This is a genomic window from Rhodococcus sp. D-6 (genome assembly GCF_040256695.1).
Classification (GTDB): Bacteria; Actinomycetota; Actinomycetes; order Mycobacteriales; family Mycobacteriaceae; genus Rhodococcus; species Rhodococcus pyridinivorans.
In genome coordinates this window covers 1632250-1658880 of the sequence record NZ_CP132970.1, presented here as the reverse complement: position 1 = coordinate 1658880, position 26631 = coordinate 1632250, and the positions used below count along the sequence as shown (strand labels likewise).

Annotated in this window: 28 protein-coding genes and 2 pseudogenes; 19 read left to right on the top strand and 11 right to left on the bottom strand. The window is 65.1% G+C overall.

The genetic code is table 11. The features are described from left to right. Nucleotides 1–57 precede the first annotated feature (57 nt). Nucleotides 58–492: a VOC family protein gene (locus tag RBB84_RS07860; protein ID WP_064255700.1), complete on the top strand. Its 435-nt coding sequence runs from the start codon at nt 58–60 to the stop codon at nt 490–492. Nucleotides 493–536: 44 nt separating this feature from the next. On the opposite strand, the gene RBB84_RS07855 is transcribed toward RBB84_RS07860, so the two are convergent. Next, nucleotides 537–2027, bottom strand: coding sequence for a PAS domain S-box protein (locus tag RBB84_RS07855; protein ID WP_024101000.1), 1491 nt, complete (start codon nt 2025–2027; stop codon nt 537–539). 163 nt (nt 2028–2190) lie between these two features. Here RBB84_RS07855 and RBB84_RS07850 point away from each other — a divergent pair, with 163 nt between their 5' ends. From RBB84_RS07850 to RBB84_RS07820, 7 genes are read left to right on the top strand one after another with little or no spacing between them, the layout of a single operon-like run. Further along, nucleotides 2191–3363, top strand: coding sequence for an acyl-CoA dehydrogenase family protein (locus RBB84_RS07850; RefSeq protein WP_064255699.1), 1173 nt, complete (start codon nt 2191–2193; stop codon nt 3361–3363). Between the two features lie 35 nt (nt 3364–3398). Continuing rightward, entirely contained in the window at nt 3399–3779 is a 381-nt protein-coding gene (locus tag RBB84_RS07845; RefSeq protein WP_037216736.1) for a hypothetical protein, read from the top strand. Between the two features lie 2 nt (nt 3780–3781). Next, nucleotides 3782–4279, top strand: a complete 498-nt coding sequence (locus RBB84_RS07840; RefSeq protein WP_064255639.1) for a nuclear transport factor 2 family protein — start codon at nt 3782–3784, stop codon at nt 4277–4279. A gap of 41 nt (nt 4280–4320) precedes the next feature. Then, entirely contained in the window at nt 4321–5601 is a 1281-nt protein-coding gene (locus RBB84_RS07835) for an aromatic ring-hydroxylating dioxygenase subunit alpha (RefSeq protein ID WP_064255698.1), read from the top strand. Further along, complete coding sequence (locus RBB84_RS07830; protein ID WP_006552107.1) at nt 5594–6088, top strand: aromatic-ring-hydroxylating dioxygenase subunit beta; 495 nt, start codon at nt 5594–5596, stop codon at nt 6086–6088. The genes RBB84_RS07835 and RBB84_RS07830 overlap by 8 nt, the downstream gene beginning before the upstream one ends. Nucleotides 6089–6097: 9 nt before the next feature. Beyond that, the gene (locus RBB84_RS07825; protein ID WP_024100996.1) at nt 6098–6850 is read left to right on the top strand and encodes an SDR family oxidoreductase; all 753 of its coding nucleotides are present in this window, start codon (nt 6098–6100) and stop codon (nt 6848–6850) included. A 51-nt stretch (nt 6851–6901) separates the two neighbouring features. Then, the gene (locus RBB84_RS07820; RefSeq protein WP_064255638.1) at nt 6902–7852 is read left to right on the top strand and encodes a PDR/VanB family oxidoreductase; all 951 of its coding nucleotides are present in this window, start codon (nt 6902–6904) and stop codon (nt 7850–7852) included. Nucleotides 7853–7862: 10 nt separating this feature from the next. Here RBB84_RS07820 and RBB84_RS07815 read toward each other — a convergent pair whose 3' ends face one another. The 3 genes and pseudogenes from RBB84_RS07815 to RBB84_RS07805 form a co-directional block, all read right to left on the bottom strand. Beyond that, nucleotides 7863–8519 carry a response regulator gene (locus RBB84_RS07815; protein ID WP_006552104.1) on the bottom strand — a complete coding sequence of 219 codons (657 nt, stop codon included), beginning with the start codon at nt 8517–8519 and terminating at the stop codon, nt 7863–7865. Between the two features lies 1 nt (nt 8520). Then, entirely contained in the window at nt 8521–8805 is a 285-nt protein-coding gene (locus tag RBB84_RS07810; protein ID WP_033098222.1) for a hypothetical protein, read from the bottom strand. Nucleotides 8806–8845: 40 nt separating this feature from the next. Then, nucleotides 8846–10137 (bottom strand): annotated as a pseudogene (locus RBB84_RS07805) (amidase). A gap of 190 nt (nt 10138–10327) precedes the next feature. Here RBB84_RS07805 and RBB84_RS07800 point away from each other — a divergent pair. Both RBB84_RS07800 and RBB84_RS07795 read left to right on the top strand, forming a co-directional pair. Then, nucleotides 10328–11761 carry an MFS transporter gene (locus tag RBB84_RS07800; protein WP_064255636.1) on the top strand — a complete coding sequence of 478 codons (1434 nt, stop codon included), beginning with the start codon at nt 10328–10330 and terminating at the stop codon, nt 11759–11761. A gap of 40 nt (nt 11762–11801) precedes the next feature. Continuing rightward, the gene (locus RBB84_RS07795) at nt 11802–12992 is read left to right on the top strand and encodes a flavin reductase family protein (protein ID WP_024100992.1); all 1191 of its coding nucleotides are present in this window, start codon (nt 11802–11804) and stop codon (nt 12990–12992) included. A gap of 91 nt (nt 12993–13083) precedes the next feature. On the opposite strand, the gene RBB84_RS07790 is transcribed toward RBB84_RS07795, so the two are convergent. After that, entirely contained in the window at nt 13084–13314 is a 231-nt protein-coding gene (locus RBB84_RS07790) for an ANTAR domain-containing protein (protein WP_231911945.1), read from the bottom strand. Between the two features lie 59 nt (nt 13315–13373). Further along, nucleotides 13374–13766, bottom strand: a complete 393-nt coding sequence (locus RBB84_RS07785) for a hypothetical protein (RefSeq protein ID WP_231911944.1) — start codon at nt 13764–13766, stop codon at nt 13374–13376. Between the two features lie 698 nt (nt 13767–14464). Between RBB84_RS07785 and RBB84_RS07780 the strand changes: the two genes are divergently transcribed. Then, entirely contained in the window at nt 14465–14719 is a 255-nt protein-coding gene (locus RBB84_RS07780; protein ID WP_019289459.1) for a hypothetical protein, read from the top strand. Between the two features lie 49 nt (nt 14720–14768). Next, on the top strand, nt 14769–15569 hold the full coding sequence (locus RBB84_RS07775) for an HAD-IIA family hydrolase (protein ID WP_024100990.1): 801 nt from the start codon (nt 14769–14771) through the stop codon (nt 15567–15569). Nucleotides 15570–15619: 50 nt separating this feature from the next. Here the strand turns inward: RBB84_RS07775 and RBB84_RS07770 are convergent, their stop codons facing one another. Continuing rightward, complete coding sequence (locus tag RBB84_RS07770; protein ID WP_064255697.1) at nt 15620–16306, bottom strand: hypothetical protein; 687 nt, start codon at nt 16304–16306, stop codon at nt 15620–15622. A gap of 270 nt (nt 16307–16576) precedes the next feature. Between RBB84_RS07770 and RBB84_RS07765 the strand changes: the two genes are divergently transcribed. Further along, entirely contained in the window at nt 16577–17335 is a 759-nt protein-coding gene (locus tag RBB84_RS07765) for a DUF6544 family protein (RefSeq protein WP_006552095.1), read from the top strand. 34 nt (nt 17336–17369) lie between these two features. On the opposite strand, the gene RBB84_RS07760 is transcribed toward RBB84_RS07765, so the two are convergent. Both RBB84_RS07760 and RBB84_RS07755 read right to left on the bottom strand, forming a co-directional pair. Continuing rightward, on the bottom strand, nt 17370–18269 hold the full coding sequence (locus RBB84_RS07760) for a phosphatidylinositol mannoside acyltransferase (protein ID WP_024100987.1): 900 nt from the start codon (nt 18267–18269) through the stop codon (nt 17370–17372). Nucleotides 18270–18464: 195 nt separating this feature from the next. Then, on the bottom strand, nt 18465–19145 hold the full coding sequence (locus RBB84_RS07755) for a phosphatase PAP2 family protein (protein ID WP_228045061.1): 681 nt from the start codon (nt 19143–19145) through the stop codon (nt 18465–18467). A 159-nt stretch (nt 19146–19304) separates the two neighbouring features. On the opposite strand from RBB84_RS07755, the gene RBB84_RS07750 reads away from it, so the two are divergent. Further along, nucleotides 19305–19724, top strand: a complete 420-nt coding sequence (locus RBB84_RS07750) for a glutaredoxin domain-containing protein (RefSeq protein WP_006552091.1) — start codon at nt 19305–19307, stop codon at nt 19722–19724. Between the two features lie 69 nt (nt 19725–19793). Here RBB84_RS07750 and RBB84_RS07745 read toward each other — a convergent pair whose 3' ends face one another. Beyond that, nucleotides 19794–20066, bottom strand: coding sequence for a GlsB/YeaQ/YmgE family stress response membrane protein (locus RBB84_RS07745; RefSeq protein ID WP_019289453.1), 273 nt, complete (start codon nt 20064–20066; stop codon nt 19794–19796). 193 nt (nt 20067–20259) lie between these two features. On the opposite strand from RBB84_RS07745, the gene RBB84_RS07740 reads away from it, so the two are divergent. The 3 genes from RBB84_RS07740 (at nt 20260) to RBB84_RS07730 (ending at nt 22520) form a co-directional block, all read left to right on the top strand. Next, a complete protein-coding gene (locus tag RBB84_RS07740; protein ID WP_064255635.1) occupies nt 20260–20961 on the top strand; it encodes an SIMPL domain-containing protein in 702 nt (233 codons plus the stop codon). Between the two features lie 208 nt (nt 20962–21169). Beyond that, complete coding sequence (locus tag RBB84_RS07735) at nt 21170–21940, top strand: helix-turn-helix domain-containing protein (protein WP_082920961.1); 771 nt, start codon at nt 21170–21172, stop codon at nt 21938–21940. Between the two features lie 124 nt (nt 21941–22064). Next, nucleotides 22065–22520: a hypothetical protein gene (locus RBB84_RS07730; protein ID WP_350247731.1), complete on the top strand. Its 456-nt coding sequence runs from the start codon at nt 22065–22067 to the stop codon at nt 22518–22520. 93 nt (nt 22521–22613) lie between these two features. Here RBB84_RS07730 and RBB84_RS07725 read toward each other — a convergent pair. Next, nucleotides 22614–23349 (bottom strand): annotated as a pseudogene (locus RBB84_RS07725) (divalent metal cation transporter); the annotation flags it as partial. Nucleotides 23350–23812: 463 nt separating this feature from the next. On the opposite strand from RBB84_RS07725, the gene RBB84_RS07720 reads away from it, so the two are divergent. Together RBB84_RS07720 and RBB84_RS07715 are read left to right on the top strand one after the other, a co-directional pair. After that, a complete protein-coding gene (locus RBB84_RS07720; protein ID WP_064255633.1) occupies nt 23813–25297 on the top strand; it encodes an adenylate/guanylate cyclase domain-containing protein in 1485 nt (494 codons plus the stop codon). A 24-nt stretch (nt 25298–25321) separates the two neighbouring features. After that, nucleotides 25322–26605, top strand: a complete 1284-nt coding sequence (locus RBB84_RS07715; protein ID WP_064255632.1) for a competence/damage-inducible protein A — start codon at nt 25322–25324, stop codon at nt 26603–26605. The last annotated feature ends 26 nt before the right edge of the window (nt 26606–26631 follow it).

The window sequence follows — 26631 nt, the reverse complement described above, 5'->3', positions numbered from 1 at the left end:
ATTTCGCGTCCGAGAATGCGGTTGCTCGGTCCGATGCTGCTCCCTAGGGTGACCCGCATGGCGTCGGTCAGGCAGGTACAGGTCACCTTCGATCCCGTCGAACCCGAGCGACTCGCGTATTTCTGGTGCGAGGTTCTCGGCTACGAGGTGCCCACGCCACCCGACGGGTTCGCGCCATGGACCGACTACGACGCAAGCCTGCCCGCAGAGTCGCAGGGCCGCGCGTTCGTGTGCGCCGATCCGACCGGCGCCGGTCCGCGGTTGCACTTCCAGCGGGTATCCGAGGAGAAGGTTGTGGAGAATCGGGTGCATCTCGATGTGCGCGTCGGCACAGACTTGGAGGGTGACGAGCGACTGTCTGCTCTGCAAGCGGAGTCCGACCGACTGGTGGCGCTCGGCGCTGCGCAGGTGAAGGTTCTGCACGCCGATGGCGTCGACGAGTCCTGCATCGTCATGCAGGACATCGAAGGCAACGAGTTCTGTCTGGACTGAAGAACGCGTGGCAAACCGGTGCTTGTCGCGATCTAGGAACGGCGCTACACACCTACCAACCGCGTGCCACCGGCGATCGGAAGCCGCAGACGAACCTCGGTTCCCTGCGGCTCGTTCGGAGAGAACTCGATGTCGCCGCCGTGACGCTCGACGATGTGCTCCGACACGATCAAGCCGAGCCCGGAGCCGTCCTGCTTCGCAGAGAACGCCCCTGAGACGAGTTGATTTCGCGGGGCTCGTTCCATGCCTCGGCCCTCGTCGGCCACCCGGATGCATGCCCAGTCCCCATCGCGGCAGGTCGTGACCCTCAATTCCTTCGTCTCCGTTGTGGGCAGGACAATCTCGTCGATCGCGTTGAAGCACAGATTGATGATGACCTGACCGATCAACACGCTCTCCCCCTGCACAGGCAAGCTCTCGACGGTCCGATCGACCACCACCCGCACGCCCCGTTCAGCCGCGCGCAACCGAACGAAATACAGGCTCTCCTCCATCACGTCGTTGAGATCGATGGCCGACGACGTCGATTCGATGCGCCGCACATACCGTTTGACCGACGCCACGATCTCCGCAGCACGGCTCAACTGCTTCTCCGCCATGTCCAGACCGTAGGAGAGTTGATCGCGGTCGAGAGTGCCACCGGCAACGCGCCTTTGGAGACCACGCAGGTAGTTCGACGACGCCGCCAGCGGTTGCCCGAGTTCATGGGCCAGGATCATCGCCATGTCACCCATCGCGTTGTAGCGGCTCAGATACTGCAGGTTCGCTACCTGGTATTCGTGGCGCTGCTCCAACTCGACGCGGTCGGTCACGTCCCGGATCACGAGCACCCGCGAGACCATGCCGTCGTGCACCACGTCCTCGAGCTCACCGGCGAGCCAGGTGACGCGGCCGTCCGGCCTCTCGATCTTCTGCCGGATCTTCACCGATCCGGTGCCCGACGCCAGCTTCGACACCACCTGCTCGGAATCCAGCGACGGATCGCATCGACCCAGGTCCTCGAGGTGGGCCCCCATCAACCGTTCGGTGGTCGAGCCGAACAACCGCGCCGCGAGTGGTGAGATGTCGTCGATGCAGTTGCCGTCGTCGAGCACCAGGATGCCGGCCGAGGTGTGCGTCATGATCCGCTGCAACGACTGCGACACCCAGCTGAGTTCCTGCTGGATCTCCACCTCCTCGGAAATGTTGCGGAACTCGACCATCACCACCGGACCGTCCTGGAACTGCACCAGGGACGCGTTGGCGTCGGTGAGGAAGTCCACTCCGTCCTTGGTTCGATATTTCCACTGCCGCCGACTCGATCCATGTACGACCGCGGACTGCAGCCACGCCACTCCCAGTGCCCGGCGATACTGACGTTCCTGACTGCTCATGTGGTGCGCTTTGAGCGGTCGCAACTCCTCGAGCGTGAAACCGAACATCCGGCACGCAGCGGGATTGGCCCACAGGATGTTCTTCGACGCAGCCTCGTGGATCAGGATGCCGGTCTGCGTTCGCTCCGCCATCGCCTGGAAGTCACGTCGGGTAGGGAACATCGATCAACACCTCCGGGAGCAGGACGGTCCATCGTCCGACGCGCAACGTCGTCACCGCCATTGGGAATTACTTTATGGCCTCGGGAGAAAGTCCCGATACCGCCGTCACCGGCTCGTCCATAGCGTGTTCATCAGCGCGAACACGTACCGAAACGGAGACGGCATGACCATCCCCAGCACGACCGAACGGATCGAGGCAGCGCCGGCGGGTCCGGCGCGGGATCGCGCGTTCGAGCACGCGCTCGAAGTGCTCCGCGACCGGCGCGACGAGTTCGACCAGCAACGCTTCGTACCCCCCGACTACATCGCATTGCTCAAACGGGCCGGACTGTACCGGGCATCCACGCCGGCACAGTTCGGTGGCGAACCGATGGCGCCGTCGTCCTTCATGCACCTCGTCGAACGGATCTCTGCGATCGATCCGGCCACGGGCTGGGTCGCCAGCTTCGGATCGTCGCTGGTGTACTTCTCCGCTCTCCCGGTCGCGACGCAGGCGAAGATTTACGCCGACGGCCCCGACATCGCCTACGCCGGCGGCTTGTTCCCCATGCAGGAAGCCGAGAAGGTCGACGGTGGCTATCTGTGCAGCGGGCTGTGGCAGTTCGCGAGCGGCTGCCGAGGCGCCGACATCCTCGGGATCGGTCTCGCCGGCGGCCCGGACACCAACGGCATGCCTCTCACCGCGCTGGTGAATCCAGCGGACGTCGAGATCGTCGAGAACTGGGACGTGGCGGGCATGGCAGCCACCGGCTCCCACTCGATACGCGCTGACCAACTCTTCGTGCCCGAGGAGATGACCTTCGTCCGCGGCGGCGCACCGAAAGTCGACGAACCGATCACCCGCTACCCGATGCTTGCCTACGCCGCGCAGGTGCTCGCGGTGGTCACGCTCGGAGCAGCGCGCGGTGCCCTCGACTACGTGCAGGAGGTCGGTGCAGCGCGCTCCAGCATCACCGGCGGTGCCGCCAAGGGCAACCGTCCCGCCTACAAGATCGGTCTGGCCAGGGCCGAGGCCGATCTGCGGTCGGCACGTGCATTCTTCTACGAGGTCACCGACGAAGTGTGGAGTCTTGCGCTTGCGGGCGATCCGATCTCCGACGAACACAGGGCGATGCTCCGCTTGGCAGCGACACATGCCGCGCATGTCGGTCGCACCGTGGTGCTGTCGGCCTTCGATCTCGCCGGCACCGGCGCGATCTACGACAGTCATCCTCTCCAGCGATATCTGCAGGATGCGCTCGTTCCTGCCCAGCACGCCATGTTGCAGACCAACACGTTCGAGGCCGCCGGTTCGATTCTGCTCGGTCTCGACTCCGGTATCCCCAGCTTCCCCTGATCGCCTCTCCGACCGTGCGAGCCCGCAAGGCTCACATGACCGAAAGGACACCTGTCGTGCCCGAACCATTGCGCACCTTGTTCTGCATCGGCAACAACCAGAACTTCTTCGATCTCCCCAAGGCGGAGATCGGCCCGGTCTGGGTCGGCATCTCCACTATGCTCTCCGATCTCAAGCGCATGGACGGCGTCGACATCATCGGCACCTTCGACGACGACGCCCACATGGTCGGACCGTCCGATGGGTGGCCGTGGACGTGTTACGTCCTCGCGGACGTCAAAGACCAGGAGACAGTGAAGAACGCGTGCAACCTGTTACGCACCACCATGATCGGTGAGTTTGCATTGTGGAGGTATTTCAAGATCGAAGCTCGTATGGGTCGTGAGTTGACCATTCGGGACGACGTGGACGTGTAGACGTGACCGACATGTCGGACCGACTTTCCGCGCTCGAAGTCAAGGACGCCGCCCGGTCATGCCTGATGCGCTACATGGACCTGTGCGACGTCCCTGGTTCCCTGGAGCATCCCGAACAGATCGGCTCGCTGTTCACCGGCGATGCGACTTGGGAAGGCATCGGATCGGAGTACACAGACAAGTTCGGGATCGCTCACGGGCGCGAGGACATCGTCGCTCTGGTCTCTCGATATCTTCCACCAGCCGAACATTTCGTTCGCAACACGCATCTGCTCGGCAGCGAACGGATCCGGGCCGAGCGCGACACTGCTCACGGTCGATGGATCATGCAACAACTGTCGCTGTACACGGACGGCACGGCCGAACTGCTGTGTGCCCGACTCGAGATCGATTTCGAGATCACCCGCTCGGCGGACATCACGGCCCGCATACACCGATTCCGCACCCAGCGCATGTTCGCGGCACCCCTGCCCATCGACGCGATGAGTCATCTGCACTGATGCGGATACCCGCACGTGACGAGTTCGAAGGAAGCAAACACATGACGACGATCGAACATTCGATCCAGAACAATTACGGGGATCTCGTCGGCACCGATCGGGTCGCCGGACGGCTCTACACGGACCCGGAGATCTTCCGTGTCGAGATGGAGAAGATCTTCTACCGCACGTGGGTGTGGGTCGCGCACGAGAGCGAGATCCCCGAGCCCGGTTCGTTCAAGACCACTCAGGTCGGGGATCAGCCGGTGATCGTCACTCGTGACCGCAAGGGAAACTTCAACACTCTCCTGAACCGCTGCCGGCACCGCGGCGCGACCGTCTGCGACCAGCGCAGCGGCAAGGCCAACGGCTTCACGTGCCCGTACCACAACTGGTCCTACGCTCTCGACGGTCGATTGCGCGGTATCCCCTATCCGGACGGCTACGAGGGAGTCATCGACAAGAAGGACTTCCCCCTCCAGACGCTGCGCACCGAGAGCTACCTGGGCATGGTCTGGGCGACCTTCAACCAGGACGCCGAACCCCTCGAGGATTTCCTCGGTGACGCCAAGCTCTGGATGAAGCGTTTCTTCAAGCAGAGCAACGGACTGCCGACCAAGGTGCTCGGCGTCCACAAGTTCCGCTTCAAAGGCAACTGGAAGATCCAACTGGAGAACACCACGGACGGCTACCACTTCCCGATGGTGCACAAGTCATGGATGGCCTCCGTCGACGCGGAAACCGCCGACATGATGTCGTTCATGGACGATCCGGCCGCCGAGACACATTCGCTCGGCAACGGACACAGCGTCGCGATCATGGCCGCTGCCCACGTCGACCTCGATATCGACGACGGCACCGAGGAAATCCAGCCACGCTTCCAGCATCTCGTCGACGAACTCACCGAGGCCGGGGAGAGTCCGGAGCGGATCCGTCGCTACATGCGCTCGATGCACGGCTGCGGGTTCAACCTCAACACTTTTCCGAATGTGGCGATGTCCTCGTCGTTCTTCCGGGTCTTGATTCCCATCTCCGTCGACGAGACCGAGATCTGGCACATGGCCATCGGCATGGACGGCGGCCCTGAATCCGTCAACCGGGAGCGTCTGCGTATTCACGAGCACTTCCAGGGCCCGTTCGGCTTCGGCAGCCCCGACGATGCGGAGGGTTGGACCCGGGTCCAGATCGGCGCCGGTGGCAATCCCGACATGCCCATCCTCGTCAACCGCGGCGAGGGGCGCGAATACCTCACCGAAGAAGGTTGGCCCACTTCACATGTCACCGACGAGACAGGAATGCGCGAGGCCTACGCAATGTGGAAGAAGCTGATGAGCGATGACTGACCTGAGCCTGACCGATCCCCGCGTGTTGCGTGCCATAGAACTGGTGTGGAAGGAGGCCGAAGCCCTCGACGCGAAGGACTACAAGTCCTGGGAACAGATGTACACCGATGATGGCATCTACGTGATCCCCATCGACCCGGACACGGATGACTTCGCGTCCTCGCTCAACATGGTCTACGACGATGCACGGATGCGCCGACTGCGCGTCCAACGCATGCTCCAGGGTTACTCGCCGTCCGCGGTCGCCGCAGCACGCACCGTCCGCGTGATCTCCCGCTTCACCGTGCAGGAGCGCACCGATACCTCGGTCACCCTCCGCTCGGCGCAGATCGTCAATGCCTTCAAACGCAACGAGTTCTTGACCCTCGGCGCGGATCTGACGCACACGATCGTGTTCGACGACGAGGGCGACGACAGGATCGCGCTCAAGGTGATCCGTCTGATCGACAGTGAGGACGCGGTCAGTGCGTCCGGCTATCTGCTCTGAGAGGCCGCCATGAATCCTCATGCCCCGGGTATCGCGGTCGTCACCGGAGCCGCCGGCGGAATGGGCACCGCCATCGCCCGTAAACTGCATACCGACGGCCGGCGGGTGCTCCTCGCCGACCTCGACACCGCCGCGGTCGACGCCCTCGCGGCGGAACTGTCCCCCGACGGGTCCACAGCCCGCGGCATCGAGTTGGACGTCGGCCGCAAGGCGGCCTTCGAGGAAGGCCTCGCAGTCTGTGAAGACCTGTGGGGCACGCCCACCATCGTCGTCAACAACGCCGCGGTCACCCGCGCGGCCGACCTGATGACACTCGGTGAAGACGAGTTCACGGATGTGCTCACCACGAACGTCAACAGCGTCTTCTTCGGCTGTCAGGTGTTCGGAGCGGCGATGGCCGACAAGGGATTCGGTCGCATCGTCAACATGGCTTCGCTCGCGGGCCAGAACGGCGGCACCGCCACCGGCGGGCACTACGCGGCGTCGAAGGGTGCGATCCTGACCGCCACCAAGATCTTCGCGCGGGAACTCGCCGCGCGAGGCGTGACGGTCAACGCGATCTCCCCGGGCCCACACGATCTGCCGGTCGTCCGCAAGACGGTTCCGGCCGACAAACTCGACGGCATCGTTGCCGGTATTCCGGTCGGGCGACTCGGCAGTGCATCGTTCGTCGCTGACACCGTCGCGCTGTTGATCTCCGACGACGCTTTCTTCGTCACCGGTGCCTGCTGGGACATCAACGGCGGCCTGTATCTGCGCTGAGCGTTCCATCCCTATCGGCCCGCACCCGTCGCTACACGAGGAGAACCTGACATGACACTCATCGACGTCATCGTCTCCGACATCACCCAGGAAACACCGACCGTCAAGTCGATCACGCTCGTGAAGGCGGACGGGTCACCGCTGGGTCCGTACCTGCCTGGCGCACACATCGACGTCGAGGGCCCGACAGCGATCACACGTCAGTACTCGCTGTGCAGCACCCCGGACGCACCGGACTCGTTCGTCTTCGCCGTCAAGAAGGAGGCGAACTCACGCGGTGGATCCGCTGCCCTGCACGAACTCTCTGTCGGCGACACCCTCCGCATCAGCACACCTCGGAACCTGATCGCCATCGCCGAAGAGGCACAGCACCACGTGCTCGTCGCCGCCGGCATCGGCATCACTCCGATGCTGAGTATGGCCCGCTACATGGACGTTCACGGCATCAGCTTCGAACTGCACTACTTCGCCCGCACCGAATCCGAAGCGGCATTCCTGCCGCTGCTGAACGACCGCTGCCCGGACAAGCTACATCAGCATCTCGGAGTGACGCGCGAGGCCCAGGAGCATGTCCTGAAGGACGAATTGGCCGAATTGCCTCCACACACTCACATCTATACGTGCGGACCGGCCGGGTTCATGGACAAGGTCTTTGCCGTCGCGCGTGAGCACGTCTCCCCCGACGCCATCCACCTCGAGAACTTCCACGCCTCGGAGCAACCCGACGCGTCGGCGAACGCCGCATTCGAAGTTGAGCTGGACGGAGAGACCTATCGGATTCCGGCCGATAAGAGCATCGTCGAGGTCCTCCAGGACAACGGTTGCGACGTCGACACCTCCTGCCAGGAAGGCATCTGCGGAACGTGCATCATGCAGGTCCTGGAGGGTTCGCCCGAACACCGCGACAACGTGCTCACCCGTGCCGAGAGAGAATCCGGGGAAGTCATGGCAGTGTGCGTGTCGCGCACGAGAGGGCAGCGACTCGTCCTCGACTACTACTGATCGACCGTGGTCAGGCTTCGTTCGGGACCTCTACGCCGTAGCGGAGGAGGTCCCGAACGAAGGTGCCGATGCTGTCGGAGTCGGTCTTGCTCTTGATCCGAGCCCGATGGACATCGACGGTCTTCACGCTCATCCCCAGCTTGCGGGCGATATTCTGGCTCGGCAGGCCTTCGACGACCAAGGCCAGGATCTGCCGCTCACGCGGCGTCAGCCCCTGGAGTTTCTCCCGCAGCGCTACGCGTGCAGCATGCTCCGTGAAACGCGTCCGAGCGCGCTCGACGCCGGACTGGACCGCGTCGAGCAGCCGTTGCGGATCGTACGGCTTCTCCAGGAAATCCATGGCGCCCTTCTGCAGCGTCGAGACGGACATCCTGATGTCGCCGTGCGCCGAAACGAAGATGATCACCACATGCGGCGCGAACTCGTTGATCCGCTCCTGCAACCTCGTGCCGCTCATGCCCGGCATGCGCACATCGAGCACGATGCAAGCGGGATGCGTGCCGTCGTAGACATCGAGGAAGACATCGGCACTGTGGCAGATGACCGGTCGGATGCCGATGCTCTCCAGAATCCAGTCGACGGAATCGCACAACGCTGGATCGTCGTCGACGACGTACACGGTGGCCTCGGACGCCGGCGCATCGTTGCCGGTCACATGCTCGGCCATGTCAGCTGTCCGCATCCCACGCTGCTTCGGCAGTCCAGTACGGAGCCCCGACTGCGCTTGTCTTCGGCTCCCAGTCGGTGGTGCGGCGGAGCAGGGGTTCTTCACGACGGACCGATACGTCGGCCGCTTCCGGTCCATCCGCCTCCACGGTCCAATGCACCCAGTTGACCTCGCGTCCGTACTCGTCGTGGACGAACAAGTCGACGTGATGCCATCCGTAGTTGAAGGTGTCCTCGTAGCAGGTGAGGAACATCCGATGGTGATTGACCGGGCGCGGTTTCAGCATCAAGAATTCTCCAGTCGTCATCAGGGGCATGGTCTTCGAATCACTCGTCCAGCGGGGGACTTTCGCGGAGAATTGCTTCGAGTCTCTCCCCGACCTCGAACAGGTCATCCTCCCTACCCGGCAGGCCGACGAGCTGTATTCCGAGCGGCAGTCCCGCAGTGGTGCGCGCGCCGGGCACAATCACCACGGGTAGGCCCAGCAACTGCCACGGGCGGCTGAGGATCGGCGAACCGGTCGCCGACAATCCCTTCGGTGCAGGTCCGGTCGCGGCAGGACCGACGATGAGGGATGATCCGTCGAGTATCTCGCCCAACAACTCCCGCGAGCGATCCCGTCGGATCAACGCAGCCGTGTGGTCGGAGACCGAGATTGTCTGTCCCTGCTGCAGCAGATCTCGGATCTGCGGGCTCAGACCGTCCCGCTGCCGTTCGAACTCACGAGCTCGGGTGCGTGCGGCCTCGAAGGCCATGATCGTCGCGTGTCCTCGGCGAGAGTCTGCACGTGGTCGTCCCAGTCGAGCATTTCCGAATGCAGGCCCAGTCCGGCCAGAACAGACGGAAGACGGCCCAGCAGAGCGATCATCGGAGGGTCGAGATATCCGAGATAGCTTCCGCCCCAGACGAACGCACATTCCGGAAGACCGGACTGAACAGCGGCGGCTGAGCCGAGGAACGCATCGTGGACGTAACGCAGATCGGCGACGGTGCGGGTGAGCAGCCCCAGGGAATCGAGGGAGTCGCTCAGGCCGACAATTCCTGCCATCTCGGTACTGCCGTGGGCGAGAACCAGTCCGGCCGTGCCGCAATAGGACGCCGGTCGGGTCAGGGAACCCGCGGTCTGGGTACCGAGCGCCAACGGCACGGTGCCAGCACCGACCGCGGCGGCGGACCCGCTCGACGATCCTCCGGGCGTGTGCTCGGGTGCATGAGGATTGCGTGTGGGACCCGGACGGAAGTAACCGAACTCGGTCGTGACGGTCTTACCTTGGACGACGGCGCCGAGCGAACGCAATCGTTCCACGCAGGGCGCGTCCGCGACAGCTGCCGCGGCGGATGTGACCGGCGATCCCGCACGGGTCGGCATGCCGGCGACGTCGATCAGGTCCTTCACACCGACGGAAATCCCTCGCAAAGGCAGGTCTCGGCGGTCGGCATCGATCGTCGCGACGTCCTCGGCAGTAGTGCTCGACAATTGCACCCACGCCTGCAGTACGGATTCCTGAGCGTCGATTGCCGTTCTGGCTCGGGACACGAGTTCCGTCGCCGTCGTCGAACCGGTCCGGACCGACCTCACCTGATCTTCGATGGACACGTCAACCACGGGCGCGTTCACATCATCCTCCTGCAGTCGCTGACCTCCCCATTCTGCCCAGGAATAGGACGTACCGACAGTAAAGGTTTCCCTCCTACCCGAGTGACGCAAGGCGACATAGGTTTTCCACACCGTTGGGCTTCCGATCACCAACGGAGCACTCGCCGCTCACTCCAGCCCCATTCCCAGCCCACAAGAAAGGCGGCCTCTCATGGCTTCGACCGTGGCGCCGGACAAGATCATCGATCCTTCCGATCCGAAGGCATCGAAGAAGATCGACTTCGGCAGAATGAACCGCAAGGCCTGGTTGATCACTGCGCTCCTCGTTCTTTTTCAGATCGTCGCGTTCGCCGACAAGGCCATACTCGGACTCGTTGCGTCAGAGGCGATCCCGGACCTGGGAATCTCGGCCGTCGAGTTCGGTTTCATCGGCAGTGCGTTCTTCTTCCTCTACGCCGTGGTCTCGGTCGTTACCGGATTTCTCGCAGCGCGGTTCTCGGTGCGGTGGATCATCCTGACGATGGGCGTCGTGTGGGCCGTGATGCAGTTCCCCATGCTGCTCGGTGGCGGCGCCGCGATCCTTCTGGTCACCCGCATCGTTCTCGGCGGCGCCGAGGGCCCGGCCACCGCGATGTCACTGACCTCCGCCCACTCCTGGTTCGAACCCCGACGTCGCGCGCTTCCCTCCAATCTTGTCGCTGCGGGCTCGACCCTCGGTCCGGTCCTCGCCGCACCTGCCCTGGCCTGGGTCATCGGTGCTTGGGGATGGCGCTGGGCGTTCGGTGTCCTCGGTATCGTCGGTCTGGTCTGGGTGATCGCCTGGTTGATCCTGGCCGGCGACGGGCCCTACGCGGGCCACGGGAAGGAGGATTCCGCCGGCAAGGATGCCCCCGAGGCGGATGCCGAGTCCGCTCACGAAATCGCCACGGATGATGTCGACAAACAACCGGCCGTCTCGCTCTGGCGGGCATTCGCGAGCTTGACTTTCCTCGCGGCGGTCATCGGCGGAGGTTCGAACTTCTGGGTGCAGGGGTTCGTGACCACCTGGCTGCCCCAGTACCTGGGGACCGTGGTCGGACTTTCGTTGCCCCAGGTCGGGACGGTCACCACGATTCCCTGGATCCTGGGAGCGCTCGTGCTTCTCTTCCTCGGATTCCTCGGTCACCGACTGATGCAGCGGGGATACAACGCGCATCGGTCCATCGCGATCCCCTTCGGTATCGCAGCACTCGTTGCCGGTGTGTGCTTCATCCTGGTCCAGGCGGCCTCCGGTGTCGCCGCCGTCGCGTTGCTCTGCATCGCCGCAGGTTGCAGCCTCGCCTACCCGATGACCGCCTCTGCGCTGGCATTCGCGGTCGGCGCACGGCAGCGTCCGATCATGATGGCCACGCTGGGCGGTGTCGCGTCGATCGGCGCAATCATCTCCCCCACCCTCGTCGGATGGCTGATGACGCGCGCGGGGTACGTCTCGCCGCCCTCGGGCACGTCCCTCACCCCCGAGATGGCGAACAACATGGCCGTAGGCGTACATCAAGCCTTCACGATCACCGGTGTCGTCCTGCTCGTCGGCGGCATGCTGTGCATCCTCTTCCTCCGCCCCGAAGCCCTTGGACGCACCCTCCAGGCGCGTCACCGCAAAGGCTGAACCGAGCCGGATCGATCGTCGTTCCGACCAAGGAGTGCTTATGTCCCTCGACACCGTCAGTATCGACAAGGGCCTGTTCCGCGAGGTGATGGGCCACTATCCCACGGGCGTTGCAGTGATCACCGGACGCGCCGCCGACGGCGAACTGCTCGCCCTCGTCGTCGGAACCTTCAGTTCGGTGTCCCTCGATCCTCCCCTGATCTCGTTCATGCCGATGAAGACGTCCCGGACGTTCGACAAACTCCGGCGGTGCGAGTCGATATGCATCAATGTCATCGGGGGCGAGCAGGAGGATCTCGTCGCCACGATCGCCCGGCGCTGGGAGAACAAGTTCGACGGCATCGAGTGGTTCACCTCTCCGTCCGGCAACCCGGTTCTCGATCAATCGGTCGCCTGGATCGACGCACGCGTGACGAACACGGTCGATGCCGGCGACCATTGGATCGTCCTCTGCACCGTGAGCGATCTGGCGGTCACCAACCCCGTGGCGCCTCTGATCTACTTCCAGGGCGGTTACGGCAGCTTCGTGAGTACGTCGCTGATGGCTCGGCTGCAGCACGAAATCACCGATTCGATCAGCGCGGCGGAATCCCTCCGCCCAGAGGTCGAAGCGCTCGCTCACTCGATCGGTTGCGAGGTCACGCTCTACACGACGATCGGCCGGGACGAGATGGCCCGAGTGCTGTCGGCCTTCGGCCCCGGCGTGGAACAAACGAACGGACTCGCACGACGTATCCCGATCGTGCCGCCGATCGGCGACAGTATCGTCTTCGACCTGTCCGAGGAGGAACAGGAACGATGGCTGTCCAGGGCCATCGGAATCGACGAGGACACCAAGCGGGTCTACCGCCGGCGACTCGGTTTCGTACGCGCCCACGGATACGCGCTTTCCCTTCTTCCTCGAGAAGGCCTCACCGCCTACGAGACGATGCGCGAAGCGACACGACGCTACGAATCGAGCCTGCTCACACCCGTGGAGGAACGTGACATCCGGACCGTGATCCCCGGGTCGGACGTCGACTATCGCGTCCGAGAACTCGATCCCGACGGCCTCTACGATGTCGGGTCCCTCGTCTTCCCCGTACGTGATCCGGAAGGCCTCTGCACCTCGACCTTGCGTCTGGCTCAACTCCCGCTTCGGAGCACCGGCGCGACGGTCGCTGCATGGGTTTCGCATGCCAGAAGCGTCGTCGCAGCACTCGAGGGCGATAGACACCCCCACGGTTCGTAGGCAGTCGAATGCACCTCTTGTGCCTACATCGCTCTCGAGGGAACCGCTGTGGACCGCCCGACGGACGGACTGTGCGTGATCGGACAAACGATCACAGAGAAGCGGTGTGGTCCTCGATGATTCGCTCGGCAATTCGAGCGACGGCGACGTTGAGATCCTGCGACAGTGTCCGCAGCATCACGAACGCGCGGGCGGTGTCGACGTCGCAGCGCTGGATCAGAACACCTTTGGCCTGGCCGATGGCGTCTCGGGTGGCCAACGCCGAGCGCAGATGCAGCTCCGCGCGTGCAGCCGTGAGCTCGGACGCCGCCTGCGCCGCCAATGCGATGCCCAGCGCAACCGCTGCACCGTCGAAAGTCTGCGGCTTCGATGCGAACAGGTTCAGCGAACCGGCGATATCGGTTCGGGTGTGAGTTGGAAGGACAACACACTGCCGACCCCGACCAGCAGGGCTTCCTCGGTGAACTGCGGCCACCGTCTCTCGGACCGCAGGTCGCTGCTGTAGACCACGCTCGTGACCCCGGCAGCGTCGATGCAGGGACCACCGGCGTCGCGTTGGATCCGACCGAGTTCCCGGGACGATGACGACGCCACTCCGTGCGCCTCGAATGTGTCCTTGCCGATGAGCACGATGTCGGCGCACTCGACCCCGGCGATCGTCACCGCGACGGCCGTGGTCACCGCACGCAGTGCTTCACCGAGATCGTGCCGTCCGCTCGGCGGTCTTCGTAGATCTCCAAGGGCCTTGATCAAGATTTCGATCGATTCGGCCATGAAATGCAGCCTCTTCCGCCTGTTTCACGATGTCGCGTGTCAAGGCGAGAAAGTGTCGGGCAAGATGCCCGTACCGCCCACGCTACTCGTGATTGCCGACGTGGGGTGAGGAACACCTGCTGGGCGTCCTGCGGAGATCTCAGGACTAGGGGGTGCCGACCAGGTCCGGAGATCAGAGGGTGTGGCCGAGGATGTGGGTGAGAGCGATGAGGGCGGCGAACCAGATGAGAGTTCCGCCGAGTGTGGCGAAGTCTGTGTACATGAGTGGTGTCGAGCGTACGCCGGTTGAAGCAACAACCGGCGTATCGTTCGTCACAGCCTGTCGCGCACGCAATCGGCTTCCGCACGCGCTTACCTCCCGCGGGGAATAGACGGGGATCTGGTCGCGTTGTGCTGGGCGGATCGGGTGCATATTCGTGTCCCCCGGGCTCAACCCTTTGCCTTCACGGAAGTTCCGTTCGACTGGAGCCGTGTTGCGCCTTTCGCCGAGAGGCGACCGAACGCACCCGATCCCTTCACATTTCGTAATGCGAGTCGGCGCGCTCCGCCACGCGAGCCTTCGCCACCGGATGCGCTTCCCGCACGGATGTGGCCGACCCGCCCCGGCGACCGAATACCACCGGGTTCGGCCACCGCTCCACCGGGTACCTCCGGAAGACACCGACAGGTTCGAAAGAACAGCAAGTGCAGGAGGACATGTGCCCACCAACTTGACCGCCACCGACCTTCGAGAACTCCTCGATTCGACGCTCGATGACCCCGCACTCGTTCTGGAGGAGGGACGCTTCCGCGTGGTCGGAGGTCAGGAGCTCACGGATGAGAACCGAGCGTTCCTCGTGGTCACCAGGGAAGACCTCCGCAAGCAGCTACCGCAGGATCGGGACCACGACGAGAGCGACCTGGAGCTACAGGCGGGCGTGCTCGGCTCGACCGTCGCGAACCTCGGCGGGTGATCGCCTTGTATCGGCTGCCGGCCGGAACAGTAGGTGACACACTCGGAGAATGAGCGAAGAACCCACATCCGCGCCGGTCTGGAACTACCTGATGGACATGGATGGTGTTCTCGTGCACGAGGATCACCTGATCCCCGGTGCCGACGCGTTCCTGACCGAGCTCCGCGACACCGGTACGCCGTTCATGGTGCTCACCAACAATTCCATCCGCACACCCCGAGACCTGCGGGCGCGCCTGCTGCGCTCCGGCCTCGACGTGCCCGAGAGATCGATCTGGACCTCCGCGCTGGCGACGGCGACGTTCCTCGCCAATCAACGTCCCGGTGGCAGCGCTTACGTGGTGGGTGAATCCGGATTGACCACCGCGCTGCACGACATCGGCTACGTCCTCACGGACAGCGACCCGGACTACGTCGTCCTCGGTGAGACACGCACGTATTCCTTCGAGGCGATCACCACCGCGATCCGACTGGTCGAACGCGGCGCCCGGTTCATCGCGACCAATCCGGACCCGACCGGCCCGTCACGAGAGGGTTCGCTTCCTGCCACCGGGGCAGTCGCAGCGCTCATCACCCGCGCGACCGGCCGTGAGCCGTATTTCGTGGGCAAGCCGAACGCCCTGATGATGCGGTCGGCCCTGCGTGCGATCGGTGCGCACTCCGCACACACGCTGATGATCGGTGATCGCATGGACACCGACATCGTCTGCGGCCTCGAGGCCGGTCTGCAGACACTGCTGGTCCTGACCGGCATTTCGACCCGCGAGTCCGTCGAGCGGTTCCCCTACCGCCCGACCCGCGTCATCAATTCCGTTGCGGATCTCGTTGGGTCAACGGCAAATCCGTTCTGAAGAGTATCGGGGGTCCGAACTTTCGGCCGGATCCGATGAGGGTGGGCTTCTCATGCACCGAGAGCGAAGGCGACCAGGAATCCCAGCGAAGTGCAGATACCGACCCACCATCCGCCTTCTCGATAGGCTTCCGGCATCAACGAGTCGGCGATCACCGCAATGGTGGCGCCTCCGGCGAATGCCTGGATCAGCGGAATTCCCGCTTCCGGCAGAGAATCGGCGAACGCAGTGACCACCACAACCACCGCCACCAGCAGAACGGCCGTCACGCCCCAGATGAGCAGAGCAGAGCGATGCGACAGAGCCGACCGCATCGACGCCGCACCCGCCACCGCCTCGGGGATGTTGCCAACCGCCACGGCCACCAGCAACACGATTCCACCGCTGCCGGCTGCGAGAGTGGTCCCCAACGCAGCATTCTCCGGAACGCCGTCGAGGAGGGCCCCGAGCATCAGCGCCCAACCCAGGGCTGCAGGGCCGAGCATGTTCTCGATCACGCGATCGGCAACGACATAGACGACGGTTCCCAGCATCAAGGCCCCGCCGGCCGCCCACAACCCCTGGTCGGCGAAGGCCGGGGCGAACAGTTCTGTGGAGACCGCCGCCACCATGGCACCGGCGCCGAAGGCCATCAACCCCGCGAGCACCGGGCGGGGCAGGTTGTAGAGCAGGCCGATCGCAGCTCCGAGGAACAAGGGCACGGCGGTCCCCAGTCCGTACCACAGGGCCGTCAACATCGAACCGAACCCCCGCGTCGGCACCGTCCTCTACTCGTTACGCTCATGTGTACCTCTTCCGTCCCGGCGACCGGGTACCCAGGGACGTCACCGCCGACCGACTCGGCAGGGTCACCTATAACGCGATGATCGACGATTCCGTCGGCAAGGACACGGTGCCCAGGCATAATTTGCTCGAATCAGCGAGTATCGGCCCACCCCATCGATGAAGCATCGAGTCCGAGCGAAGCATCGTGAACGGCCGAATCGACCGGTGGAGGATTCGTGCGCATGGGCCGTGCACCGATTATTCCGCGCGCCGCTCATCATGTCGGCGCACACTGGCGTGCTCTGTCCGAGATCAGGGGCACCGGTGAGCGGTTCGTCCCGGCCCTGACCGAACCCCTGCCGCCTGCTGCGCGGCGTTGGATCAACCATGCGGTGGCCGAGGGCACGCCGATGGCCGCAGCCGCACGACTCGAGATGTCCGGGCAGATCCGGCTCGGATCCTGGCGACCGTTCACCGCTGTCCAACTCCTCGCCCCGACGTCGGGATTCGTGTGGGCTGCGACCACTCGGATCGGCCCGGTATCAGTGTCGGGGTACGACCGCTTCACCGACGGTTGTGGCGAGATGCGTTGGCGGATAGGGGGAATCATTCCGGTGATGTCCGCGGACGGCCCTGATGTCAGCGACAGCGCGGCCGGCCGCCTGGCCGGGGAGAGCATCTTCGTGCCGACGTCGTTTCCCCTCGCACGGTGGCGCGGCGACGAATTCGTCGCCGCGGCGACCTGGACGGTGGCCGGCCGCAAGGAAACCGTGCGTCTGGATGTCGCCGAGGACGGGGCGTTGTGCGGGGTGCGGATGCTGCGGTGGGGCAACCCCGACAATCACGAGTTCGGCCGTTATCCGTTCATCGTCGCGGTCGAGGCCGAACACCGGTTCGGTGGCATGACCATCGCCTCACGGATCCGCGCGAGCTGGGACACGGGCACCGGCACGGACGGCGAGTTCTTCCGCGCCGAGATCACCTCTGCCGACTTCTTCTGACGGTCCACGAGGCCTGCCGCGGAAACCGACGTCGTCACTGTCTGCCGGGTGTCTGTGTGCGGTCCCGCCGGTCGGCCGTCCACACCGATTGCAGCATGTGCCAGTCGGCGGGATGCGCGGCGATACCGGCGGCGAACCGGTCGGCCAGTAACTGGGTCGTGGCTTCTACGCCGCCTGCGGTGTCGATCGGGGCGTCGATGTGGAACCCCCACCCGCCCGGAGTGAACCAGCAGTGCACCGGCAGCAGCGGCGCACCCGTATCGATCGCGAGCTTGGCCGGGCCGGCAGGCATGCAGGCCGGTTCGCCGAAGAAGGTTACCGGCACGCCCGCTCCGGTCAGGTCACGCTCACCGAGGAGTCCGACGAACCGTCCCTCCCGGATCCGGGCGGTCAGCTGTTCGAACGGTGGAACTGTGCCACCGGTGAGCGGGATGATCTCGAAACCCAGGCCTTCCCGGAACCGGACGAAGCGGCGGAACAACGATTCCGGTTGCAGTCGCTCGGCGACGACGGTCGGTGTGCCGATCCGCTGTACGATCCACACTCCCGCCAGGTCCCAGTTCCCGCTGTGCGGAAGCGCCAGCACTGCGCCGCGCCCACGCGCGACGGCCTCGTGGATGTGTTCGAGACCGGTGGCCGCGGAGTCGATGGTCTCGGCCAGCCGTAGGGGATCCATCGACGGCAACCGGAACGCTTCGCACCAATACCGCGCGTACGAACGTAGACTCGCGCGCACGAGTTCGTCGGGCACCTCAGAGGGAGAGGTGGACAACACCCGAGCGAGGTTGCGTCGTAATTGGATCGGCCCGCCGTTTCGGGCCGCTCGATCCGCAGCCATCTCGAACAGGCGCCTCGCCGGCTTTTCCGGTAGCGCGCATACCGTCCACCAACCGGCGGCGTATGCGAGATCCCAGGCCCGATCCTTCATGCGCATCGAGTACCCCGAACGCGGAGGTCGACAACGATGACGACGCCGGCGACAGGGCTCAACAGCAGCATGAAGCCCACCATGAGCACGACCGCGACAGCTTCGAGGCGGTCGCGCCCCGTCCGACTTGCCAACAAAAATCCGGCTGCCTGCAGATTCGCTCTGCCGACAGCCGGATTCGGTGTGCCGTATCCAGTTCGCCTATCCGATGGGCGGGGCGGCCGGTGCCTCGCGCGACAGGATCGGAAGCCGCGACGCGAACGGCAGAAGCACCACGACGACCAGCGCGACCATCAACACGCCGAGCGCCATGCCCGACAGCACGTCGTGGACGTAGTGCACCCCCACCGTCACCCGGGAGAAGGCGAGCACCGCCGCGAGCGGAGCGACCAGCCAGATCAGACGCGGAGCCGCGAGGACACACGCCGTGGCGAACGACGCCGCGATGACGGAGTGGTTCGACGGCCAGGACCAGTCACCCACCTCGGGGCATTCCAGCACCGTCTCGATCCCGAGTGCGCGACACGGTCGCGGCTCCGTCACCACGAGCTTGACGAGTTCACTCGACAGGTAGGCACCCACGACACCGATACCGCCGACGGCGAGGGTGCCGAAGCTGCGTCGATCGTTCCGCCACAGCCACGCCGCGAGCACACCGGTGAAGGCGACCAGGACGAGCAGCCCCTTGTCCGCGACGAGACCTGCGAGCGGTCCGAGGAAGGACCCCTCGACGGTCTGAGCGACGGACAGATACAGGCGGTCGCGCATCGGTACCGTCGCCGCCGCGAGAAGAGTCAGCACGAGCGCCACCCCTACTGCAGGGATGAACATCGAGCGGACCAACCGCGGGGATACAGGAGGTGAACTCTCGGTGACGACCATGACCTAATACGCTATCGCGCCACCTTGCCCGGCGGCAGACCGGCTGGTCGGGCGGGGTGACCGGGAGCTTCGAGCCTGCGACGCGTCCCGTTCCGAGACGACTGCAGGCCGGCGGATGAAGCGGCTTCTGCCTCCCGCCCGGGCGATAGGCTCGCACGCGTGTGGCGAACCTGGATCCTCTCCGCAGCGATGGTGGCCGTCGCGGCGGTCGTTCTGCTCACTGGCGCGTTCGACGTGACCTCGGTGGTGACGGCAGTACTGCTCCTCGTCTTTGCGTGGGTCACCTCTCCCCTGTTCTTCCCCCATCACGTCGACGACGCGACCGCCCGTCGCGACGCCGCAACCCGCGGCGTTCCGGTGGTGTACTGGCGTCCGGGGTGTACGTTCTGCATCCGGTTGCGCGCCACCCTGCGCACTCGCGCGCGTCGCGCGATCTGGGTGAACATCTGGCGGGATCCCGCTGCGGCCGCTCGGGTCCGGGAAGTCAACGGCGGGAACGAGACGGTGCCGACGGTGTTCGTCGGCGACGTGTCGCATACCAATCCCGACCCACGTTGGTTTCGCGATCAACTGGTCTGACGAGCCGACCCCCGACATGAACGAGGTCCCGGATCCGTGTGGATCCGGGACCTCGTTGACGCAGAGCGGTCAGCGGCGCACGCCTCGGCCGGTGACGGCCTTGACGAGGAACAGCAGGATGACCGCGCCGAGGAGGCAGGTCAGGAAGCTGAAGATCAGTCCGCCGCCTTCGACATCCACGCCGAAGACCTTCAGCAGGAAACCACCGATCAAGCCGCCGATGACGCCGACGACGATGTTGAGGAGAATGCCCTGCTGGGCGTCGGTGCCCATGATCTTGCTGCCGATCCAACCGGCGAGACCACCGATGATGATCCAACCGAGGATTCCGAGTCCGAGCATGTGCAGTCCTTTCATGAACACTGGCTAGTTCGACACAACTCAGATACCCAGTCGTCCCACCAGTCACACCTCTCACTTCTGACAACTTCAGAGTGGCACGAATGCGACGCCCGGAAGGTCGGATTCGACGGTTCCGACCGTGGCACGTGCCGTCTGCCCGACGGGGACGGCTCGCGCTGGCACACTCGTGCGCATGACCCAGCCTCCCGTCACGATCACCGTCACCGGGCACGCCGAGCGCACCGTCGCACCCAACCGGTGCACAGTGGTGTTGCGGGTGCACGCCGACGGCTCCTCGCGCAAGCAGGCCGCCGAACCGGTGACCGCGGCCGTCGCCACCATCACCGATCTCGTCACCGAACTTCGCAAGCGCACCCCGAGCCCGGTGAAGCGGTGGACCTTCGATCGGGTACGCCACAGCCGGCGGCGCCCGTTCAACCGCGAGGGCAAGAACCGGCCGTGGGTGTACAACTCGTCGGCGTCGATCACCGTCACCTTCCACGAGTTCGACGCTGTGGGTGCGTTCGTCGAACGGGTCGCCGAACTCGAGGTGGTCACCGTCGCCGATCTCCAGTGGTGGATCACCCGCAAGGCCCGGAAGAAGCGACTCGCGCAGGTCCGCGACCTCGCCGTCCGCAACGCCCTCGACAAGGCGAAGGCATACACGACGTCATTGGGTCTCGACACCGTTCGTGCGGTGGCCATCGCCGATCCGGGCATGCTCGGCTCCCAGCCCTCACCCGTGCACGCAGGCGGCGCTCCGATGATGCGCACCGCGATGCTGCGCTCGGATGCGATGAACGCACCCGAGTCCGCCGAACCCGAGCTCGTCTTCGAACCCGACCGCGTCACCCTCACCGCCGACGTCGAGGCGCGGTTCGAAGCTTCCCCCTAGCGCCGATGAAACTTCGGTGTTCCGGACCCCGCTCAGCGAGGTCGAGAACACCGAAACTCGAGCACCCTCCGCTCGATTCCTTGCGCGCCTTGTACAGACGGTGGCACGATGCCAGCACGCCGCCGATCCGCGCGGCCACAATCGAATAAGGCCCGCCAGGAGTTGCAGCTCCCGACGGGCCGGATGTCCGACTGAACAGGAGTCGAACGTGGGTCAGAATACCCTGGCCGGCGGGGTGCGTCGTGGACCGCGCCTTGCCGCCAACTTCACCGTCCTCAGCAACGCCGTCATCACCGACGAGCGGCTGTCCTTCCGCGCGCGGGGTGTGCTCGTCTGGTTGCTGTCCAAGCCCGACGACTGGCGCACCCGCGCCGACTCGATCGCGGCACAGTCACCGAAGGAAGGTCGCGACGCGATCCGATCCGCTCTGCGCGAGCTCGCCGACCTCGGCTACCTGGTACGCGAGAAGATCCAGAACGAGCTCGGCCAATGGATCACCATCCAGACCATCTACGAACGTCCCGCCACCGACCCGGCGCCTGAGAATCCGACCCGCGGCAGCGCGGACATCGCAGACCCAGGCGCTCTTTCAAGTACCGATACACCAAGGACGGAAACCAACCGCACACCGCGCGTCGCGAAGACACCGCTCGGTCCGGCGGTGGTCGAGCTTACGGCAGCCTGCAGGAAGGCCGGGCTCACCGCGACCTTCGTCTACCTCAAACCCGATGCGGCAGCGGCGATCGAAGCACTCGTCGCCACACACGGCGTGCCGGCTCTGGTTGCGGCAGCGAAATCCGTGCACAGACCGGGCAATCCGATGCGACTGGCGCACGGATGGTTGCCGTTGTGGCGGTCGCTGCCGACGCCCCGTGTCCTCCACCCGAAGTGCGACGACTGCGACGAGTACGGGTGGCTTCCCGATGACGAGCAGGGGCGTGCCGTGCGGTGCGGGTGTCGCGCGCCGACTGCGGCCTGAGATCCGATGCAAAGGCGCTCGGCCGAATTCCGTCGACCGATCGGATGGATCGGTTGTCTCATGAGGGGTAGGTAACGTTCTGCGGTAGACAGTCTCGCCGAGCTATCGACGGCGAGGGATGGTGATGGTGTCGGGAACCCGTATCGAAGTGCCCGTCGACGACGGCGTGCTGTCGGGACTCGATTTCGGTGGCCGGGGGCCGGAAGTGCTGTTGGTCCACGGCAGCGGACACAACGCCGTCACTCGTGATCGCCTGGTGTTCATTCGTGCTCAGCAGAATGGCGTAAATTCCATTGCCCCAGCACTTGTCGAGGAGTACTACTGGACGCTGGCGAATTTCGAGATCCTCGAGGAGAAACACGGCGATGGCCACCACGATCGAACGGCCGGACGGCACGAGCATTCACGGTCCGGGCAAGCTGTCTGCGGAGCGTTTGCAGCACGAGCTGGCGTTGCGTCGACGTGCGCAGCGGATACCGGCAAGGCGACGTCACGACGGAAAAGGCGGGCGTCGGCAGCAGCGACGTGCCGCCGCCGGAGCGTGGTAACTCTGCCCAGCATCGTCGAGGCCGCGGCGTGATCGGTCAGCGGCGCGCCGGCGAGGCGAGAGGAGAATCCCGACGACCTCCGGCGACGGCACTCCCCCACTGGCCGATACAACCGGACGAGTAGGGGGCATCAGCACGATCGCCGACAGTGCGGCGATGGCCACCGAGAGGATGCCGCCGCGGGGAAATCCGACCAGAACGTTGAGCCGGGACTTCGCGAGATCCCGCACCGTCCACTTCTCTTCCACCGCTCCGGAGGAGAAGAAGAACACCTCGTACGGAGTCCTCGCCGCACCGAACAACGCGATCGCGTAATACCGATATGCCGCCAGTTTTTCGCTGTCCACCAGGGATGGAGTGAACACCTGGTTCGCGAGCTGCCCCCAGTCCGGGCCGAGAAGGAACACCGCCACTGCGAACATGACCGGCACAGTCCGACCACCCCGGTGACGTTCTCCATCACCGAGAACTTCACCCGCCAGATCACCAGCCACACCGCCAGGGCGGCTACCGGAATCCACATCTTCGGGTTCACACTGCTCGCCAACTGCAACGCCAGCGCGATACCACCGACCTCGGCGGTCCACGTCGACAGGTTGATCAGAAACGACGCGCTCAGATTCGCCACTGCCATGCGCGGCCCGAGACGTTCGCGAATGATCTCGAAAGTGGCTCGGCCGCTGACCGCAGCGACGCGGCCGGACATCTGCGGAAGACACAGATTCCCAGCACGCTTACCGGCACCACCCAGGACAACCCGAAACGCGCGCCCACCACGGCATTGGTGACCAGATCACCAATGTCGAGAAATCCCCCGATCGCGGTGAGGATTCTGAGAGCGACGGCGAAGAGACTTTTCATCTAACCGTGTTCGCCGCCTGCAGGACCTCGGCGCGCAGGGTTCCCTGGCCGGGGGTGTCCACCTCTCGATCCGCGGTTGCCGAGACGGCCTGGTCGACCTCTTCGAGCATGTCCGACAGGGCGGTGTCCGTGGCGGCGGTGGTGTTGTGACCGTCGGCGAAACCTGCAGGCTCAGCTGAGCCGAGACCGCCGCCGAACCGATCTGCTGCGCTGCCCGACCGAAATCGCCTTCCACCCCGCCGCGCATCGAAGCGCACCCTGATGCGAAGACACCCAGGAGCAGCGCTGCAGCGACCACAGAAAGCAGCACACCCCTGCTCCGGCGTCCACCCGTCTCATGCGAGACGCGCCGTGAAGACCACGCTTTCCTCAGCAACCTCACGATAGAGGCCGGTTTCCGTCGCCGGTCGGTTTCGACAGCCGACACTCGCCGCGCTGTCGACCGGCGCCTATCGTTGTTCCCATGGATCCGCCCGTGACGCGGTACATCCAGCGCGACGGCGCCGCACTGGCGTATCAGATCGTGGGTGAGGGGCCACATCCGATCGCGTGGTTCTTCGAAGACATGATGCATCCGGATCTGATGTGGACCGATCCGCACTTCCACTACAACTTCGAACGTTGTGCCCGCTTCGCGCGTTCGCTGTTCTTCCAGCGACGCGGATTCGGACTGTCCGATCCCGTCGAGCACGTCCCCACGCTCGAGGAGCAGGCCGACGACGTCGTCGCGGTGCTCGACGACGCCGAGGTCGATCGCGCCACGCTCGTCGGCGCGGCCAGCACCTGCGGGCCCCTTGCCCTGGTAGCCGCTCGGCACCCCGACCGCGTTTCCGGGCTGGTCCTCGCCGAACCCTGGTCCGATACCCTGCTGTCCGACGGTGATCCGCCACCGGGATGGACTGCTGACGAGCGAGACCGGTTCGTCGAGTCGTATCGGGATGCGTACGCATGCTGGGGTCAAGGGAAGCTCACGTCCCTGGCGCACCCGACCCTCGATGTCTCACACAATCGACGGATCATGGCGCTGCTCGAACGCTGCTCCGCCACACCGAGAACTGCCCAGAAACATCTCGAGTGGGCTCTCCGCGCGAACTACTCCTTGATTCTGCCGGCAATCCAATGCCCGACGAAGGTGTTGCATCAGCCGGACACTCTGTTCGCTCGAGAGGCCGGCCGCAGGATGGCCGCGCAGATTCCGAACGGCCGCTTCTACGAGCTGCCACCGATCGCCCTCGGCGCAACCCTGGGTGAAGTGCTGATTCCTGTTCTCGACCACGTGGAGGAACTCGTCAGCGGCACGGACCATCCGGTCGAGGCCGATCGGTTCCTGGGCGCGGTTCTGTTCACCGATGTCGTCCGCTCCACCGACCTGCTCGCGGAGGTCGGTGACAACCGGTTCGCGAGGTTGCTGGGCGCGCACGACCGACTCGTGCGTGCGGAGGTCGAGGCCGGCGGAGGCACGCTGGTGGGCATCGCGGGCGATGGGACCCTCAGTGTCTTCGACGGTCCAGTGGCCGCACTGCAGTGCGCGCACCGGATCATCCGATCGACATCGACTCTCGGATTTTCTGTGCGCTCCGGCGTGCATGTCGGGTCGGTGACCCGCGCCGGTCCCGGGTTGACCGGAATGACGGTCCATATCGGAGCGCGGATCGCTGCCTCCTCCGGGCCTGGCGAGGTGCGATGCTCACAGGCGGTGCGCGAGCTTGCGGTCGGCGGAGATTTCGATTTCACCGACCTGGGCAGGCATCGGCTCAAAGGTGTGCCCGGTCAGGTCCAGGTGTTCAGGGCGACGGTCGGGGCCCGTCTTGCACAGCCTGCGCTGCCACCACGCCCGACCGTCTCGGACCGGGCAGTATTGACCATGGCGCGCCGGGCTCCCGGCATGCTTCGTGAGCTCGCCCGCCTCGCAGACCGTCGCAACAAGGCAGTGAGGCGTCCACGATGATCGTCGCCGACTAGGCTCGGCTCCGTGAGCGTGCGTGCAGGAATCATCGTGACCGGGACCGAAGTGCTGACGGGGAGGATCTCCGACCTGAACGGACCATGGTTGTCCGACCAACTCCTGAAACTCGGCGTCGACGTCGCCCACATCACGATCTGCGGTGACCGGCCCGCCGACCTGACCGCACAGTTACGGTTCCTCACCGAGCAGGGCGTCGATCTCATCGTCACCAGCGGGGGTCTCGGTCCCACCGCCGACGACCTCACCGTCCCCACCGTCGCCGAGTACTGCGATCGCGAACTGCTGCTCGACCCCGAACTCGAAGAACACATCGCAGGTGTCATCCGCCGGTTCCGCCCGGACACCCCCGATCTCGACACCGGACCGACGCGTATCGGGATCCGGAAGCAGGCGCACGTGCCCGCCGGTGCCACCGCCCTGCCGCCCACCGGTACAGCGCCGGGCGTGGTCATCCCCGCGGTCGCCGGCGAACGGCCGGTACCGACCATCGTCATCCTGCCCGGCCCGCCCGGTGAGCTGCAGGCGATGTGGCCGAGCGCGGTCGCCTCCCCCGCGGTCGCCGACGTGTTGGCGCGAGCCGACGACCTGCAGCAGCACACCGTGCGCGCCTACGGATTGCACGAGGCACAACTCGCCGAGACGCTGCGCCGGGCCGAATCAGAGATCGCCGGCCTCGAACGCCTCGAGATCACCACCTGCCTCCGACACGGCGAACTCGACATGGTGACGCGAGTCGCCTCCGGTGACGCGGACATCTACCATCGCCTTCTCGACGTCCTCACCGAACACCATGGACGCCAGATCTTCTCGACCGACGGTTCCACCATCGACGACCAGCTGATCGCCGCCCTCGACGGCCGCACGATCGCGACTGCGGAGTCATGCACCGGCGGACTCGTCGCCGCGCGGCTCACCGACCGTCCCGGGTCGTCGGCCTATGTCATGGGTGGCGTCGTCTCGTACTCCAACGACGCGAAGTCCGATCTGACCGACGTACCAGCCGAGATGATCGCGGAACACGGGGCGGTGAGCGAGCAGGTTGCCGCAGCCATGGCCGAGGGTGCCCGACGGCGCCTGAAGGTCGACGTCGCGGTCTCCACCACCGGGGTCGCCGGCCCCGACGGGGGAACCGAGGCCAAGCCGGTGGGCACGGTGTGCTTCGGCGTCGCGATCGAGGGACGGCCGACGTACACGGTCACCCGCCGCTTCCCCGGAGACCGCGAACGGGTCCGGACTCTCACCACCACGGCGGCACTGCATCTGGTTGTCGGACAGCTCGGCCGGGATTGAGCCTGCACGCGCGCCCCTCGGCGGCC

What these genes read in the sequence shown, in the direction of transcription:
- RBB84_RS07835 (WP_064255698.1), top strand. Translation starts at nt 4,321, where the DNA reads ATGACGACGATCGAACATTCGATCCAGAACAATTACGGGGATCTCGTC.
- RBB84_RS07770 (WP_064255697.1), bottom strand. Translation starts at nt 16,306, where the DNA reads ATGTTGACGGCCCTGTGGTACGGACTGGGGACCGCCGTGCCCTTGTTC.
- RBB84_RS07830 (WP_006552107.1), top strand. Translation starts at nt 5,594, where the DNA reads ATGACTGACCTGAGCCTGACCGATCCCCGCGTGTTGCGTGCCATAGAA.
- RBB84_RS07815 (WP_006552104.1), bottom strand. Translation starts at nt 8,519, where the DNA reads ATGGCCGAGCATGTGACCGGCAACGATGCGCCGGCGTCCGAGGCCACC.
- RBB84_RS07760 (WP_024100987.1), bottom strand. Translation starts at nt 18,269, where the DNA reads ATGCGCATGAAGGATCGGGCCTGGGATCTCGCATACGCCGCCGGTTGG.
- RBB84_RS07800 (WP_064255636.1), top strand. Translation starts at nt 10,328, where the DNA reads ATGGCTTCGACCGTGGCGCCGGACAAGATCATCGATCCTTCCGATCCG.
- RBB84_RS07855 (WP_024101000.1), bottom strand. Translation starts at nt 2,027, where the DNA reads ATGTTCCCTACCCGACGTGACTTCCAGGCGATGGCGGAGCGAACGCAG.
- RBB84_RS07850 (WP_064255699.1), top strand. Translation starts at nt 2,191, where the DNA reads ATGACCATCCCCAGCACGACCGAACGGATCGAGGCAGCGCCGGCGGGT.
- RBB84_RS07810 (WP_033098222.1), bottom strand. Translation starts at nt 8,805, where the DNA reads ATGCTGAAACCGCGCCCGGTCAATCACCATCGGATGTTCCTCACCTGC.
- RBB84_RS07730 (WP_350247731.1), top strand. Translation starts at nt 22,065, where the DNA reads ATGGTGTCGGGAACCCGTATCGAAGTGCCCGTCGACGACGGCGTGCTG.
- RBB84_RS07765 (WP_006552095.1), top strand. Translation starts at nt 16,577, where the DNA reads ATGGGCCGTGCACCGATTATTCCGCGCGCCGCTCATCATGTCGGCGCA.
- RBB84_RS07740 (WP_064255635.1), top strand. Translation starts at nt 20,260, where the DNA reads ATGACCCAGCCTCCCGTCACGATCACCGTCACCGGGCACGCCGAGCGC.
- RBB84_RS07755 (WP_228045061.1), bottom strand. Translation starts at nt 19,145, where the DNA reads ATGGTCGTCACCGAGAGTTCACCTCCTGTATCCCCGCGGTTGGTCCGC.
- RBB84_RS07785 (WP_231911944.1), bottom strand. Translation starts at nt 13,766, where the DNA reads ATGGCCGAATCGATCGAAATCTTGATCAAGGCCCTTGGAGATCTACGA.
- RBB84_RS07845 (WP_037216736.1), top strand. Translation starts at nt 3,399, where the DNA reads ATGACCGAAAGGACACCTGTCGTGCCCGAACCATTGCGCACCTTGTTC.
- RBB84_RS07860 (WP_064255700.1), top strand. Translation starts at nt 58, where the DNA reads ATGGCGTCGGTCAGGCAGGTACAGGTCACCTTCGATCCCGTCGAACCC.
- RBB84_RS07795 (WP_024100992.1), top strand. Translation starts at nt 11,802, where the DNA reads ATGTCCCTCGACACCGTCAGTATCGACAAGGGCCTGTTCCGCGAGGTG.
- RBB84_RS07745 (WP_019289453.1), bottom strand. Translation starts at nt 20,066, where the DNA reads ATGCTCGGACTCGGAATCCTCGGTTGGATCATCATCGGTGGTCTCGCC.
- RBB84_RS07825 (WP_024100996.1), top strand. Translation starts at nt 6,098, where the DNA reads ATGAATCCTCATGCCCCGGGTATCGCGGTCGTCACCGGAGCCGCCGGC.
- RBB84_RS07720 (WP_064255633.1), top strand. Translation starts at nt 23,813, where the DNA reads ATGGATCCGCCCGTGACGCGGTACATCCAGCGCGACGGCGCCGCACTG.
- RBB84_RS07775 (WP_024100990.1), top strand. Translation starts at nt 14,769, where the DNA reads ATGAGCGAAGAACCCACATCCGCGCCGGTCTGGAACTACCTGATGGAC.
- RBB84_RS07820 (WP_064255638.1), top strand. Translation starts at nt 6,902, where the DNA reads ATGACACTCATCGACGTCATCGTCTCCGACATCACCCAGGAAACACCG.